The organism is Sphingomonas sp. 2378 (assembly GCF_038084995.1).
Lineage (GTDB): Bacteria > Pseudomonadota > Alphaproteobacteria > Sphingomonadales > Sphingomonadaceae > Sphingomonas.
The window spans coordinates 22,554-37,531 of sequence record NZ_JAXCMJ010000016.1; the positions used below are offsets into that span (position 1 = coordinate 22,554).

Sequence of the window (14,978 nt, forward strand, 5' to 3'; positions counted from 1 at the left end):
CCCCTATGTCAGTCTCGATTTCAGCCTCGGCCGGGCTGCTTGATTGGCGTCTGTTATGCGCTATGTCTGACAAATTCAAATGAAAACAATGTCGATGTAGATCAATGTGCGGCGGGGGGAGAGGAAAGCGATGACGGATCGAGCGGGGGTGGGGGATCGGCCCGTGTGGCGGGTGGTCGTGGTGGGCGGCGGTTCGGCGGGATGGATCGCGGCCTGTCGCCTGGCCGCCAGCGCGCGGCGGACGGGTGGCGAGGTTGCGGTCACCCTAGTCGAATCGCGCACCGTGCCGACGATCGGCGTGGGGGAGGGGACCTGGCCGACGATGCGCAACACGCTGGCCAAGATCGGCATCACCGAAACCGACTTCATCCGCTCCTGCGACGCGGCGTTCAAACAGGGCGCGCGCTTCGTCGGCTGGGCCGACGGGACGCCCGGCGACGCCTATTATCACCCGCTCAATCCGCCCGCGGGGGCGACCGAGATCGACATGGCGCCGCATTGGCTGCACGGGCGCGAGGGAGGGGCGGGCGATTTCGCCGACTGGGTCGATTACCAGGCGATGCTGTGCGATGCGGGGCTGGCACCCAAGAGCATCGTGATGCCCGAATATGCGGGCCACGCCAATTACGCCTATCATCTGGACGCGGGCAAATTCGCGACCCTGCTGCGCGATCACGGTGTCGGCGTGCTGGGGGTGGAGCATGTGCTGGGCGACGTTGCGACGCCCCGGATGACCGACCATGGCGATATCGCCGCGCTGGAACTGGCGGATGGTCGCGTGGTGGAGGGGGATTTGTTCGTCGATTGCACGGGCTTCGCCGCGCTGCTGATCGGGGGCGTTTACGAGGTGCCGTTCCGGCGCTGTGGCGATGTGCTGTTCGCCGACCGGGCGATGGCGTTGCAGCTTCCCTGCGAATCCGAAGACGACCCCATCACCTGCCACACCGTGGCGACGGCGCAGGATGCGGGCTGGATCTGGGACATCGGGCTGTGGACGCGGCGCGGGATCGGCCATGTCTATAGCAGCGCGCATATCAGCGACGACGCGGCGGAGGCCGCGCTGCGCCGCTATGCCGGGCCGCGGGCCGACGCGCTGAACGTTCGCCGGATCACCATCGATGCCGGGCACCGGACCCGCTTCTGGCAGAACAACTGCGTCGCGGTGGGGCTGTCCGCCGGGTTCATCGAGCCGCTGGAGGCGTCCGCCCTGATGCTGATCGAGACGTCGATGGACGCGATCGCCGACCGCCTGCCGCGCACCCGCGCCGCGATGGACGTGATGGCGCGGCAGTTCAACGCGACCTTCACCCATCACTGGATGCGGATCATCGAGTTCCTGAAGCTGCATTATGTCCTGACCCGGCGGACCGACACGGATTTCTGGCGCGACAATATCGCCGCCGCCTCCATCCCGGACGGCCTGCGCGAGCGTCTGGAGCTGTGGCGGCACCATTCGCCCGGCCCGCAGGATTTCGACCATGCGCGCGAGGTGTTCTCCTGGCCCAGCTATCAGTACATCCTGCACGGCATGGGCTTTGCCAGCGCCTATCCCCGGGTCGATCCGGCCTCGCCCGATGCGGCGACGGCGCAGCGTTTCGCGGTACGCAACGCGCGGGCGAAGGACGAATTGCGCGCACGGGCCCCGCGTCACCGCGACCTGTTGCGCGCGATCCGCGAACATGGTCTGCAACGGGTATGACCGGCCCCGTCCCGCTTTCCCCGACCGCGCACGCCGCGCTGCGTTATGACCGTCATGCGGCGGGGACGACGCGACGCTTCGTGCGCATCGGCCTGTCCGAACTCGCCTTCACCGCCGCCGACATGCCGCTCTGCCTGGCCAAGGACGGGCAGACCGGGCGGTTCAACCTGATCGCGCTGATGGCGCTGGTCGAGCCCGCCAATCTGTTCGTCTTCGGCGGCGGGTTCCAGGCGACCTATGTCCCGCGCGCGGCGCTGCTCGGCGGGTTTCGGCTGCATGATGGCGGGGTGGAGGGGCTGGCGATCGATCCCGCCGATCCGACCATCGGCGAGACGGGCGAGCCGCTGTTCGAGCGGGGCGCGCCCACGCCGTTGCCGGGCCGTGTCCGCACCGCGCTGACCGAGGTGATCGCCGACATGCAGGCGGCGCAGGCGCTGGTCGACCGCTATGCCGCGCTGCGGCTGATCCGGCCATTGCCGCTGTCGCTGGGGCTGGCGGGCGGTGGGCAGCATGATCTGGCCGGGCTGTACACCATCGACGAGGCGGCGATGCGGGCCTTGCCCGAGGCCGCGCTGGTCGCGCTTCACCGCGCCGACGCGCTGGCCCCGGCGGCGGTGATGGCCGCGTCGCTGGCGCAGACCGAGCGATTGCGCCAGTTGCACAATGCGCGCTTCACCCCCGCCGTCGACCGGGTGACGTTGGGCTGACGCGCAGCCGGGATCGGGGAGGCGGACGGCGGCCTCCGGCTGGTTTTCGATCGCGATCCGGGTGTAGAGGACGGCATATGGCAGACCCCCGATCGGACAATCCCGGCATACGGAAATGGACGCCCGCCCGCTACCGGGCGCTGTTGCGGGCGCAGGGGCCCAAATCCGTCCATTTCCGGACGCGGCTCGCCATCCTGATCGGTGCGGTCGCCGTGGGGCTGGCCGCGACCGCCTTTGCCCAGGCCGCGGATCTGGCGGGCGAGATGTTCGGCCATTTCGCCGCGCGCTGGCATTGGGCGCCGCTGGTGGTGACGCCGCTGCTGTTCGCTGCCCTGGTCTGGATCACGCGGCGTTTCGTACCGCTGGCGCGCGGATCGGGCATCCCCCAGGTGATGGCGGCGCAGGCCGATCCCGATCAGGCGACGCAAGGGCTGGTGTCGATCCGCACCGTGGTCGGCAAGGCGGGGCTGACCCTGGCGGCGGTACTGGGCGGCGCGTCGGTCGGGCGAGAGGGCCCCACGGTGCAGATCGCGGCCGCCATCATGGGGCTGACGCACCGGATCCTCGGCGTGCCGTTGCGCGGCGCGGTGCTGATCGCCGGGGGCGCGGCGGGTGTGGCGGCGGCGTTCAACACGCCGCTCGCCGGGCTGCTCTTCGCGATCGAGGAACTGGCCTCCGCCTATGAGCAGAAGGTGACGCTGCTGGTCATCGCCGCCATCGCCATCGCGGGGATGGTCGCCCAGTCGGTGCAGGGCGATTATGTCTATTTCGGGCTGATCGGCGCGCATATGCCCATCGTCACCGCGCTGATCGCCGCGCCGGTGGCGGGGATCGTCGGCGGACTGGCGGGGGGCGGCTTCGCCCGGCTGATGCTGATGATGGCGACCGGGACCAACCAGGTGACGCGGTGGAGCAAGCAGCGGCCGATCCTGTTCGCGGCGCTGTGCGGTTGCGTCGTCGCGGGGCTGGGCGTCGGGACCGGCCTGACCTGGGGCACCGGTTACGGCGCGGCGCGGGCGATGATCGTCGGGGTCGACGCGCCCCTGTGGTTCGGCCCGGCCAAGTTCCTGGCGACGCTGGCCACGGCGGTCGCGGGGTTGCCGGGCGGCATCTTCGCGCCGTCGCTGGCGGTCGGGGCGGGTGTGGGCAATCTGCTCCGCTCGATCTTCCCGGACTCGCCCGCCTCCGCCATCGTGATCCTGGGCATGGTCGGCTATTTCGCGGGCGTGGTCCGCGCGCCGCTGACCGCCGTCATCATCCTGTCGGAGACGACCGCCAGCCGTGGCCTGATGCTGCCCATGTTCGCGACCGCCTTCATCGCCGACGGGGTCAGCCAGCTGGTGTGCCGCGAGAAGCTCTATCATGGCCTGTCGCGCACCTTCGCGATGGCTCATTCCTCCCCTGCAAGGGGAGGTGGCAGTCCTCAGGACTGACGGAGGGGTGTCACGGCCAGTGAGGATACCCCTCCACCATGCTAGGCATGGTCCCCCTCTCCTTGCAGGGGAGGAATTTGGTGGCGGAGCGGCTGTCTTGCCAAGGCGATCCCGGCGAGATTCTGGGTGCGCTTGATATGACGCAGCCGGAAGCGCGGCGGGCGGGGAAGCGTGGACCAGAGCGCGAAATGCTCCCGATGAGCGGGCGGCACCCGCACCTTGCCCATGGCCTGCGCGATCACCGCCGCCGCGTCGCCGAGCAGAAGGACATCGTCCACCCCCGCCTCCTGGGCCGCCCGCATGGCCGCGATCAGCGCCAGCCACTCGGCGGTCATGCTGCTGCCCGGTCCCAGGTCACGGGTGATATGGGTACGCCCTCCCAGCACCACCGCCCATTCCATGCCGGAGGGGCGGTGGCCGCCGTCGAAGAAGATCTTCACGGACGCGCGACGATGCTCTGTGCGACCGCTTCGGCGGTCTTGATACCGTCGACCGCCGCCGACAGGATGCCGCCCGCATAGCCCGCGCCCTCGCCCGCCGGGAACAGCCCGCGCGTGTTCAGGCTTTGCCCGTCCTCGCCGCGCGTGAAGCGGACCGGCGAAGAGGTGCGCGTCTCGACGCCGGTCATCACCACGTCCGGATGGTCGTACCCCGCGATCTGGCGGCCGAACACCGGGATCGCCTCGCGCATCGCCTCGATCACGAAGTCGGGCAGGCATTCGGACAGGTCGGTCGGCGTCACGCCGGGGCGATAGGAGGGGGTGACCGAACCCAGGCTGGTCGAGGGACGCTTCGCCAGGAAGTCGCCGACCCGTTGCGCCGGGGCCTTGTAGTTGGAGCCGCCCGCGACATAGGCGCGCTCCTCCCAATGGCGTTGCAGCGCCAGCCCCGCCAGCGGGTCGCCCGGATAGTCGCGCTCCGGGTCGATGGCGACGACGAAGCCCGAATTGGCGTTGCGCTCGTTGCGCGAATATTGGCTCATGCCGTTGGTGGCGACGCGGCCCTCTTCGGAGGTGGCGGCGACCACCGTGCCGCCGGGGCACATGCAGAAGCTGTAGACGGTGCGCCCGTTCTGGCAGTGGTGCGAGATGTGATACTCCGCCGCGCCCAGGATCGGGTTGCCCGCCTGATGCCCGAAGCGTGCGCGGTCGATCCAGCCTTGCGGATGTTCGATCCGGACGCCGATCGAAAAGGGCTTGGCCTCGACATACACACCCGCGCCTTGCAGCATCGCGAAGCTGTCGCGCGCGCTGTGGCCGATGGCGAGCACGACTTGATCGGCCTCCAGATAGCCGCCGCCGTTCAGGTGAAGCCCGCGTACCCGCCGCTCGCCCGATCCGTCGGTTTCCACGTCCAGCCCGTCGACGCGCGTGGAGAAACGATATTCGCCGCCCAGTTCCTCGATGGTCGCGCGCATGCTCTCGACCATGGTGACCAGGCGGAAGGTGCCGATATGCGGATGCGCTTCGGTCAGGATCTCGGGCGGGGCCCCGGCCTTGACGAACTCGGTCAGCACCTTGCGGTTCAGGTGGCGGGGGTCCTTGATCCGGCTATAGAGCTTGCCGTCGGAGAAAGTGCCCGCCCCACCTTCGCCATATTGGACGTTGGATTCGGGGTTGAGCACGCTGCGCCGCCACAGGCCCCAGGTGTCCTGCGTCCGCTCGCGCACCACCTTGCCGCGCTCCAGGATGATCGGGCGGTATCCGGCCTGCGCTAGCACCAGCGCGGCGAACAGGCCGCACGGCCCCGCGCCGATCACGACCGGGCGCTTCGTGCCGAGCGGCGGCGCGCTGGGCAGGTGATAGCGGGTGTCGGGCGTGCGCTGCACATCGCGGTCGCGGCGGAACCGCTCCAGCACGGCGGCTTCGTTTTTCAGGTTGATGTCGACCGAATAGACCAACTGGATATTGTTCTTGTCGCGCGCATCATGCCCGCGCCGCGCCACGACGAAACGGACCAGCTCGCGCGGCGTCACCCGCAACCGGCGACAGATGGCGGCGGGCAGGGCCTCGTCCGGATGGTGGAGAGGCAGTTTCAATTCACTGAGGCGGATCATCCCGCGCGCCATACAGAATTGCGCGAGGTCCCGCCATCGCCCGCGTGTCAGAGTCCGTTTGGAAACTCGCTTGCAGCGAGTTTCGAGCGGCACCGGCCCGCTCCCCCACCCGACCTCCCATCAAGGATACTCTGTGGGAGGTCGGGTGGGGGAGCGGGCCGGTGCCGCCGGAAATTGGCTCTTTCGCCAATTTCCCAGACAGACTCTCAGCGGTCGGGCGTGATGACCAGCATCTTCTGCACGATGCCGTCGCTTTCGCGCCAGGTGCGAAAACCCATGGCTTCGTAATAGCGCAAGCCCATCGCATTGTCGGCACCGATATAGGCGTCGATCCGGGGCAGACCCGCCGCGACCGCCGCGGGCCGCGTCGCCGCGAACAGCGCGGTGCCCACGCCCCTGCGATGCGCGCGCGGGCTGATATGGGTGCCGATGATCCCCCAACCCTCGGGCACGTCATAGCGATTGCCGGGCACCGCCCGGACCAGCGACTGAAAGCCCATGACCATACCTTCGGCGTCGAGGGCGACGCTGCACCGGATGCTGTCGCGGTTCGCGATATAGTGCGACAGGGTGAAGTCCGGATCGTGCGGACGCATCCGACCGGTAAGCGCGATGATGTCGAGCAGGACGCGGCTCAACGCCGGTGCATCCCGTTCGACGGCCGGGCGGATCAGCATGACGGCACGCGGTCGGTCGGGCGGTATGCCGTGTTCAGGTCGATAGCGACATGGGACAGCGTTTCGCCTTGCTCATCCATCGGCCGGAAGGACTTTCGCCAAAATGGGTTGTCCGGCCACGAGCGGCGGACAGCGAGGCCTCGTTCCACCTGTCGCCCCTCGACGGGAAGGTGCAGGCCCGCCTTTGACGGCTTTTTCATAAGGGGCTCGATAACAAAGGCATGTGAAAACTTGGTTTCCCGCTGACAAGCACAGGCAGCGTGATTTCCGCTTGATGCCTTGAATCTCTGCCTGGCTGCCCATTTCGGTCAGCATCGGGCTCGTAAGGCAATGTGGTTCGCCCTGCAAGAAATGGCTGACGTCCGCGTCTCACGGCACCGGGGGGCGAAACCGCCACATTGCATGACATTCGTGATAATCACTATCAATCTCATTGACGATGAGAGTGTCTCGCATTAGCGGCGGGTGCGAAGGGGAATCATCATGTCACAAACGTTCATCGCCCTGTCGTGCGTGGGCTTCCTGGCGACCGCACCGCATGTCGCCGCCGCCGAGACGGAGGGACGCGCCGATCCGTCGGGCGTCCATGCACCCGCGACGCGCGCCCAGGATTCGACCGGCCAGCGCGACACCGTCATCGTCACCGGCCAGCGTGCCGCCACCGAGACGCTGGAGAGCCCGAAGGCGACCGCGCCGCTGCTCGACACGCCGCAGACGATCACCGTGGTCAGCGAGCAGACCATCCGCAAACAGAATCTCCAGACGCTGCGCGACGTGCTTCAGACGATTCCGGGCATCACCTTCGGCGCGGGCGAAGGCGGCGGCGGTTATGGCGACTCGATCAACCTGCGCGGCTATTCGGCGAACAACGACATCACCATCGACGGGGTTCGCGACAGCGCGCAATATAGCCGCACCGACCCGTTCAACCTGCAACAGGTCGAGGTCTATAACGGCGCGAACAGCGTCTTCAACGGATCGGGCTCCGTCGGCGGCACGATCAACCTCGTCTCCAAGGTGCCGACGCCCGAGACGCTGACGATCGCGCAGGGCTCGGTCGGCACCGACAATTATTATCGCGGCGCGATCGACAGCAATGTCCGCGTGTCGGATCTGGTCGCGGTGCGGCTGAACGGCGCCTATCACCATAACGACGTGCCCGGTCGCGACGTCGAGAAGATGGAGCGTTGGGGCATCGCCCCCTCCGTCACGATCGGCATCACCGGTCCTACCAGCCTGACGCTCGCCTATGTGCATCAGGAAGATCGCAACACGCCGATCTATGGCATTCCCTATTTCGACAACGGGGTGGTCGATGGCTTCGTGCCCGGGGCCAGGCGCAGCAGCTATTACGGCATCGCCAATCTCGACCGGCAGGATACGACGGTCGATCGCTTCACCGCGACCTTCCGCCACCAGATCGACGAGCATTGGAGCGTCCGCAACCTGACCCGCTGGCAGCAGGTGACCCAGTATAGCGTCACCTCCGCGCCGCAGGGCACCTTCTGCCTCGCCTCGACCGGCTTGCAGCCGATCACCGCGACGCCGGGGGCGACGGTGGGCGCGGCCTGTCCGGCGAACGTGCCGGCGGGCTCCTACCTGCCCTCGGGCCCGCGCGGGCTGGTGCGCGACCAGCAGAACCAGATGCTCTACGATCAGCTCGACCTGCGGCACGAAGCGGGGAGCAAGGGCGGGTTCCACAATGTGCTGAATGTCGGCGTGTCGGGGATGCTGGAAAATTACCGGATCACCACCGCCTCGCTGCTGCGCAATGCGAATGGCAGCGCGGTGTCGCCCCTGCCGCTGATCGACATCGCCAATCCCAACACCAACTATACCGGGCCGATCAACTATACGATCACCGCCCAGTCGCGCAGCGAGACGCGCAACCTGGCCGTCTATGCCTTCGACACCGTGGAGTTGAACCGCTATTTCGAGTTGAACGGCGGCGTCCGCTATGAAACCCAGGACGCCGATTTCCGCGCATTGCCGCTGGTGGTGGTGCCGCCGGGGGCGACCCCGCTGACCGCGCTTCAGGCACGTCCGCAGGTCAGCAGCGAGCGCCTGTTCTCCTGGCGGGTCGGCGGCGTGTTCCACCCGGTCGAGAATGTCAGCCTCTATGCGGGCTATGGCAATGCCAAGACGCCGTCCTCCTCGACCGTGCGGCTGGGCTGCGGCGTGCCCGCCAGCGCCACGGCGGCGGACCCCTGCGCTGTCGCGCCTGAAACCGCCAGGAATTACGAGGCGGGGGTGAAGGCCGGACTGTTCGACCGCAAGCTGGAGCTGACGGCGGCGGTGTTCCGCAACGAGCGGACCAATTACCGTGTGCCCTCCAACGATCCCGCGCTGCCAGCGGGCCTCCAGGTGCTTGACGGTCGCAGCCGCGTCGACGGCATCGCGCTGGGCGCGTCGGGGACGATCACCAGGGCCTGGACGATCTTCGCCAACTACACCTATCTCGACGGCAAGGTGCTCCAGAGCATCTCCAACCGCGACAAGGCGGCGGGCGTTGCCGATCCGCAGGCGGGCAGCCAGTTGATCCAGACGCCCAAACATTCGGGCAGCCTGTTCACCACCTACAAACTGCCCTTCGGCCTGGAGGTCGGGTACGGCCTGACCTATCAGGGGTCGTTCGCGACCAATGCGCCGGTCGCGGCCAATCCGGTGCAGTTCAAGGTGGACGATTACCTCATCCACCGCGCCTATCTGGCCTATACCATCGCGCAGCGATGGACGATGCAGCTCAACGTCCAGAACTTCACTGACGAAAAGTACGTGACGGGCGTACGCAACAACATCAACGCGACGACCGGCGTCGTCACCGGCGGCTGGGCGATCCCCGGCGACCGGCGGCAGGCGACGCTGAGCCTATTCTACAATTTCTGAACGGGCTAGGCTTCGCCGATGTTGATCGTCCTCCCCGATATCCTCGATCCCGCCGGGGTCGCCCGGGTCCGCAGCCTCATCGATACGGGTGGCTGGGCGGACGGCAACGCCACCTCCGGGCCACAGGCGGCGCTGGCCAAGCGCAACGACCAGTTGCCCGAGGATTCGGCGGCGGCGATCGAGGCGGGGCGGATGGTCCTCGACGCGCTGGGCCGCTCGCCGCTGTTCGTGGCGGCGGCCCTGCCGCTCAAAGTCTATCCGCCGCTGTTCAACCGCTATGCCGGGGGGCAGGCGTTCGACGTGCATGTCGACAATGCCGTCCGGTTGAAGCGCGGCAGCGATTTCCGGATGCGGTCCGACCTGTCGCTGACGCTCTTCCTGGAGGACGCGGCGGCCTATGATGGCGGCGAACTGGTGGTCGAGGATCTGTACGGCGAACAGCGGGTCAAGCTGTCGGCGGGCAGCGCGGTCCTCTATCCGGCCTCCAGCCTCCACCGGGTCGAGCCGGTGACACGCGGCACGCGGGTCGCCTCGTTCCTGTGGATCCAGTCGATGGTCCGCGACGATGGCGAGCGGCGCATCCTGTTCGACCTCGACCGCGCCATCCAGCGGGTCGGGGCGGACAAGGGGCAGGGCGACCGGTCGGTGGTCGAACTGACCGGGGTCTATCATAATTTGCTAAGGCGCTGGGCCGACGCCTGATCGCTTGGGCCAGCATCCGAACCGTCAAACCGTCACGCCAATGCCATGCAGGCTTGCCAAGAGCGGCCATGGCCTGCTCCGATCGGGGCGGGCGGGTGTTTGAGGATGGCGAGATGATGAAAGCGTGGCGGAACGGGCGGATCGTGATGGCGCTGGCGGCGGCGCTGCTGGTCCCGGTGGCGGCCATCGCCCAGCCGCTGAAGGTCATGACGTTCAACGTCCGCTATGCCTCCGACGAGGGGCCGCAGCGCTGGGCGGTGCGGCGGCCCGTGCTGGTCGAACTGCTCCGCCGCGCCGCGCCCGATCTGATCGGCACACAGGAACTGCTCCAGCGGCAGGGTGACGACATCGTGCGCGCGCTTCCCGGCTATCGCTGGTTCGGGCGCGACCGGCGTGGCGGGCATGGCGACGAGCATATGGGCATATTCTATCGTCCGGATCGCCTGACCCTGATCGGGCATGGCGACTTCTGGTTGTCCGATACACCCGAAACCGTCGGCAGCCGGAACTGGGGCACCGACCTGCCGCGCATGGCGAATTGGGCGGTGTTCGAGACCAAGGGGCAAAAGCCCCAGCGCTTCCTGTTCATCGACACCCATCTGGCGCACCGGGAGGAGGATGCCGAGGCGCGGGACCGCTCGGCGAAGCTGATCCTGTCGCGCCTGCCCAAGCTGGCGAAGGACTTGCCGGTGGTGCTGGCCGGGGACATGAACGCGCGGCCCGACACCGCCGCCTATCGCACCCTGGCGACCGCGCTGAGCGATGCATGGACCGCCGCCAAGCGGCGCGAGGGGCCGGAGATGACCTTTCACGACTTCACCGGCACGCCCGACCGGCGGATCGACTATCTGTTCCTGCGCGGGTTCAGGGCGGACACGGTCGCCACCGATACCTACCATCAGGGCAAGACCTATCCATCGGATCATTTCCCGATCCAGGCGATAGTGTCGTTCGAGGACGATCGCTGAAATCCTCCCCGGCACGGGGAGGTGGCAGCGCGAAGCCCTGACGGAGGGGGGCTTCCGCAAGCCATGTCCTGTGTGGGACGCCCCTCCGCCAGCTTCGCTGGTCCCCCTCCCCGTGCCGGGGAGGATCGTTTCCCGATAGCGTTATCATTCCGGCGAACCTATGATCGGCGGGACAGCCGATGGCCGCGAACGGGCGGTATCGTCGGTACAGGAGAGGGTTGACGATGCGGAAGGGGCAATGGCGTTCGGGTGCTCGGGGCGGCGTGGGTCTGGCGCTCGCATTTGGCGCGGTGGCGGCATGGCCGGTCATGGCGGAGGCGCGGCCCCGCATCGTGACCCCGATGAGCGCCCATGCTGTCCTGCAACGCGACCGCCCGATCATCGTCGAGGGGCTGGGCGATCCGGGCGAGCGCGTGACCGTCAAGCTGGGCGACCAAAGCACCGATGCCACGGCCGACCGCCAGGGCCGCTGGCGCGCGACGCTGCCCGCCATGGCGGCGACGGCGACCCCGCTGACCCTGACCGCGACCGGCAGGGACGGCGCGGCGGACAGCATGGACGATCTGCTGATCGGCGATGTCTGGCTGTGTTCGGGCCAGTCTAACATGGAATATCCGACCAAGCAGGCGCTGAACGGCGAGGGGCTGGTCGGCGGTTCGGCCAATGACCGCATCCGGCTGCTCGATATCGCGCATCATGTCGGACTGTCCGCCGACGAACCATTGCAAAAGCGCCCCGTATGGGCGGCGTCGGCCCCCGAGAGCGTCCGCGATTTCTCGGCGGCCTGCTATCTGATGGTCAAGGACCTGGCCGCCAAGGCGAACGTGCCGATGGGCGCGATCGATTCGAGTTGGGGCGGGACCAAGATCCTGCCCTGGATCGCCGGGACCGACGCGCGCAAGTTGCCGGGGCTGGGCGCCGATGCCGATCTGCTGGCGCTCTATGCCCGCGACCATGCGGCGGGGCTCCGCGTGTTCGGCGATCGCTGGGGCGACTGGTGGCGCAAGGCGAGCGGGACGAAGCGCGGGCAGGAACCGTGGAACGCGCCCGACCGCCTGACCTGGCAACCGGTGCCCAAATTCAGCCCCTGGGAGGAATGGGGCGTGCCCGCGCTGGCCGACTATAACGGGCTGGTCTGGTTCCGGCAGGGTTTCGACCTGCCCAGCGCGCCGACCGGCGACGGGGTAATCGAACTGGCGGGGATCGACGAACTCGACACCGTGTGGATCAACGGCGTGGTGGTCGGGGCGACCTTCGGCTGGGGCGACTGGCGGCGCTACACCGTGCCGCGTGCGGCGTTGAAGAAGGGGCGCAACGAGATCGTCATCGCGCTGGGCGATACCTATGGTCCGGGCGGCATGTTCGGGCCCGGCGACAGGATCCGGTTCACGCCCGCCGGCGGCCAGCCGATCCCGCTCGGCACCGGCTGGCGCTATTCCATCTACAAGGCGAACGACCAGAGCTATCCGCGCAGCCCTTGGGAAAGCCATGCGGGGCTGGGCACCCTCTATAACGGCATGATCGCACCGCTGGGGCCGATCGGGTTGAAGGGCGTCGCCTGGTATCAGGGCGAATCCGATGTGGGCCGTGCCGATTATGGCGACCGTCTGGCCGCGCTGATGACCGGGTGGCGGCGGCAGTTCGGGGATGCGAACCTGCCCTTCCTGATCGTGCAACTCGCCAATTTCGGCGCGCCGCCGGTCAAGATCGAGGATAGCGGCTGGGCCGCGCTCCGCGAGACGCAGCGGCTGGCGGTGCTGCGCGATGCGCATAGCGCGCTGGCGACGACGATCGATATCGGGGTGCGCAACGACATCCACCCGGCGGACAAGAACGAACTCGCCAAGCGGCTGGTCTTCGCGCAACAGTATCTGGAGGCGGGGGACCGCGCCAATGCCTCGGGCCCGATGATTGCCTCTGCGACGCGGGGCCAGGACGAGGTGGTGCTGCGCTTTGCGGGCGTGCAGGGGGCGCTCCATGCGTGGAGCGGGGCGGCACCGATCGGGTTCCAGCTATGCGATGCGTCGGCCTGTCGCTACGCGAGTGCGACGGTGAACGGCGCGGAGGTGCGGTTGGCCGGTGCGACGCCGGGCGATGTCCGCGTCCGCTATGCCTGGGCCGATGCGCCGGTCGTCAATGTCTATGACGAGGCCCCGCATCCGGTGGTGCCGTTCGAGATGGCGATCAGCGGCCAGTAAAGCACCCGTCGTGGCCCCTTGGAGAGAGCAGCCTTCCCTCTCCAAAAGGCCCCAGCCTGCGCTGGGGCGACGGGAATGATGGGAGAAATCCCGCCACTCGACGCGTTCGACCGGATGAAGCGCTCCAAAAGGTGCTTGAAATAAAATGTCATCCGGTTGAAAGATAGCAACGACCCGACGGAATCGGGCGAAGCGTTGAGGAGAGAGCATGGCCGTGCCGCCAGAAGGCATTTCGCGCGCCAACCTGGCCCCGTTGCAACTGCACGTGCCCGAGCCGAAATTCCGGCCGGGCGATGCGGTCGACTTCGCCGGGGTGGAGGTTCCGCCCGCCGGTGCCCAGCGCCGCCCGGACACCGCCGCGCCTGCCGACAGCTTCCACGAACTCGCCTACACGCTGATCCGCGTGCTCGATGACGAGGGCCGCGCGGTCGGCCCTTGGGATCCCAAGCTCTCGCCCGATCGGCTCCGCCGGATGCTGCGCCACATGGTGCTGCTCCGCGCCTTCGACGAGCGGATGTTCCGCGCCCAGCGCCAGGGCAAGACCAGCTTCTACATGAAGGCGCTGGGCGAGGAGGCGGTCGCCGTCGCCGCCGCCCATGCGCTGGATTATGAGGATATGTGCTTCCCCTCCTATCGTCAGCAGGGGCTGTTGATCGCGCGCGACTGGCCGCTGGTCGACATGATGAACCAGATCTATTCCAACAGCGCGGACCGGCTGGGCGGCAAGCAATTGCCCATCATGTATTCCGCGAAAGAGGCCGGGTTCTTCTCGATCTCGGGCAATCTGACGACGCAGTATCCGCAGGCGGTGGGCTGGGCGATGGCCTCGGCCGCCAAGGGCGATACGCGGATCGCGGCGGTGTGGTGCGGCGAGGGCTCGACGGCGGAGGGCGACTTCCACTCGGCCTGCACCTTCGCCGCCGTCTATCGCGCGCCGGTCGTGATGAACGTCGTCAACAACCAGTGGGCGATCTCCAGCTTTTCCGGTTTCGCGGGCGCGGAGGCGACGACCTTTGCCGCGCGGGCGATCGGCTATGGCCTTGCAGGCCTTCGGGTGGACGGCAATGACGCGCTGGCGGTCTATGCGGCCACGCAATGGGCGGCCGAGCGGGCGCGGACCAATCAGGGCGCGACGCTGATCGAGCATTTCACCTATCGCACCGAGGGGCACTCGACCTCCGACGATCCTTCCCAATATCGCTCGGCGGGCGAGCCGACCGCCTGGCCGCTGGGCGATCCGATCCGGCGGTTGAAGGATCATCTGATCGGCTTGGGCGAATGGGACGAAGACGCCCACGCGGCTCAGGACCGCGAAGTCGCCGAGCAAGTCCGCGCCGCGCAAAAGGCGGCCGAGGCCAACGGCATCCTGGGCCATGGCCTGCACCAGCCGCTCGACAGCATGTTCGACGGCGTGTTCGAGGAGATGCCCTGGCACCTTCACGAGCAGCGCCAGCAGATGCTGGACGAGGAACGGGCGAGCGGACGGCCATGGGCGCGCCAGTGAACACCCGTCCGCACCACCCCGGCGAAGGCCAGGGCCCATTCGCCACGGCCCGGCGTCCGCAGGGCATTGCGCGCCTCCTATCGTCTCGCAACTGGACCCCGGCCTTCGCCGGGGTGGAAGAGTATCGATGAGCGATCCCAGCACCGAA

The 14,978-nt window shown here is 67.9% G+C and carries 11 protein-coding genes; 8 read left to right on the plus strand and 3 right to left on the minus strand.

Features of this window, described 5'->3' with window-relative positions; all coding sequences use genetic code 11:
* The first annotated feature begins 130 nt into the window (after positions 1–130).
* The 3 genes from SM191_RS09970 (at position 131) to SM191_RS09980 (ending at position 3,839) form a co-directional block, all read left to right on the plus strand.
* Positions 131–1,699, plus strand: coding sequence for a tryptophan halogenase family protein (locus SM191_RS09970; protein WP_341506067.1), 1,569 nt, complete (start codon positions 131–133; stop codon positions 1,697–1,699).
* Positions 1,696–2,406: a SapC family protein gene (locus SM191_RS09975; protein ID WP_341506068.1), complete on the plus strand. Its 711-nt coding sequence runs from the start codon at positions 1,696–1,698 to the stop codon at positions 2,404–2,406. The genes SM191_RS09970 and SM191_RS09975 overlap by 4 nt, the downstream gene beginning before the upstream one ends.
* 77 nt (positions 2,407–2,483) lie before the next feature.
* Positions 2,484–3,839 carry a chloride channel protein gene (locus SM191_RS09980; RefSeq protein WP_341506069.1) on the plus strand — a complete coding sequence of 452 codons (1,356 nt, stop codon included), beginning with the start codon at positions 2,484–2,486 and terminating at the stop codon, positions 3,837–3,839.
* Between the two features lie 41 nt (positions 3,840–3,880).
* Here the strand turns inward: SM191_RS09980 and SM191_RS09985 are convergent, their stop codons facing one another.
* From SM191_RS09985 to SM191_RS09995, 3 genes are all read right to left on the minus strand, one after another.
* Positions 3,881–4,279, minus strand: a complete 399-nt coding sequence (locus SM191_RS09985) for a reverse transcriptase-like protein (RefSeq protein ID WP_341506070.1) — start codon at positions 4,277–4,279, stop codon at positions 3,881–3,883.
* The gene (locus SM191_RS09990) at positions 4,276–5,895 is read right to left on the minus strand and encodes an NAD(P)/FAD-dependent oxidoreductase (protein WP_341506071.1); all 1,620 of its coding nucleotides are present in this window, start codon (positions 5,893–5,895) and stop codon (positions 4,276–4,278) included. The genes SM191_RS09985 and SM191_RS09990 overlap by 4 nt, the downstream gene beginning before the upstream one ends.
* A 206-nt stretch (positions 5,896–6,101) precedes the next feature.
* Positions 6,102–6,572 (minus strand): GNAT family N-acetyltransferase, encoded by a 471-nt coding sequence (locus SM191_RS09995; RefSeq protein WP_341506072.1) that lies wholly within the window; start codon positions 6,570–6,572, stop codon positions 6,102–6,104.
* A gap of 483 nt (positions 6,573–7,055) precedes the next feature.
* Between SM191_RS09995 and SM191_RS10000 the strand changes: the two genes are divergently transcribed.
* The 5 genes from SM191_RS10000 to SM191_RS10020 all read left to right on the plus strand — a co-directional run bounded on the left by SM191_RS10000 (position 7,056) and on the right by SM191_RS10020 (position 14,830).
* The gene (locus tag SM191_RS10000; RefSeq protein ID WP_341506073.1) at positions 7,056–9,458 is read left to right on the plus strand and encodes a TonB-dependent receptor; all 2,403 of its coding nucleotides are present in this window, start codon (positions 7,056–7,058) and stop codon (positions 9,456–9,458) included.
* 18 nt (positions 9,459–9,476) lie between these two features.
* Positions 9,477–10,160 carry a Fe2+-dependent dioxygenase gene (locus tag SM191_RS10005; RefSeq protein WP_341506074.1) on the plus strand — a complete coding sequence of 228 codons (684 nt, stop codon included), beginning with the start codon at positions 9,477–9,479 and terminating at the stop codon, positions 10,158–10,160.
* Positions 10,161–10,273: 113 nt separating this feature from the next.
* Positions 10,274–11,128: an endonuclease/exonuclease/phosphatase family protein gene (locus SM191_RS10010; RefSeq protein WP_341506075.1), complete on the plus strand. Its 855-nt coding sequence runs from the start codon at positions 10,274–10,276 to the stop codon at positions 11,126–11,128.
* A gap of 224 nt (positions 11,129–11,352) precedes the next feature.
* The gene (locus tag SM191_RS10015; protein ID WP_341506076.1) at positions 11,353–13,326 is read left to right on the plus strand and encodes a sialate O-acetylesterase; all 1,974 of its coding nucleotides are present in this window, start codon (positions 11,353–11,355) and stop codon (positions 13,324–13,326) included.
* Between the two features lie 208 nt (positions 13,327–13,534).
* Positions 13,535–14,830, plus strand: coding sequence for a 3-methyl-2-oxobutanoate dehydrogenase (2-methylpropanoyl-transferring) subunit alpha (locus tag SM191_RS10020; RefSeq protein ID WP_341506077.1), 1,296 nt, complete (start codon positions 13,535–13,537; stop codon positions 14,828–14,830).
* The last annotated feature ends 148 nt before the right edge of the window (positions 14,831–14,978 follow it).

Coding starts and splice junctions, on each gene's coding strand:
- SM191_RS09990 (WP_341506071.1), bottom strand. CDS start 5,895: ATGATCCGCCTCAGTGAATTGAAACTGCCTCTCCACCATCCGGACGAG.
- SM191_RS10015 (WP_341506076.1), top strand. CDS start 11,353: ATGCGGAAGGGGCAATGGCGTTCGGGTGCTCGGGGCGGCGTGGGTCTG.
- SM191_RS09980 (WP_341506069.1), top strand. CDS start 2,484: ATGGCAGACCCCCGATCGGACAATCCCGGCATACGGAAATGGACGCCC.
- SM191_RS10005 (WP_341506074.1), top strand. CDS start 9,477: ATGTTGATCGTCCTCCCCGATATCCTCGATCCCGCCGGGGTCGCCCGG.
- SM191_RS10010 (WP_341506075.1), top strand. CDS start 10,274: ATGATGAAAGCGTGGCGGAACGGGCGGATCGTGATGGCGCTGGCGGCG.
- SM191_RS10020 (WP_341506077.1), top strand. CDS start 13,535: ATGGCCGTGCCGCCAGAAGGCATTTCGCGCGCCAACCTGGCCCCGTTG.
- SM191_RS09970 (WP_341506067.1), top strand. CDS start 131: ATGACGGATCGAGCGGGGGTGGGGGATCGGCCCGTGTGGCGGGTGGTC.
- SM191_RS09995 (WP_341506072.1), bottom strand. CDS start 6,572: ATGCTGATCCGCCCGGCCGTCGAACGGGATGCACCGGCGTTGAGCCGC.
- SM191_RS10000 (WP_341506073.1), top strand. CDS start 7,056: ATGTCACAAACGTTCATCGCCCTGTCGTGCGTGGGCTTCCTGGCGACC.
- SM191_RS09975 (WP_341506068.1), top strand. CDS start 1,696: ATGACCGGCCCCGTCCCGCTTTCCCCGACCGCGCACGCCGCGCTGCGT.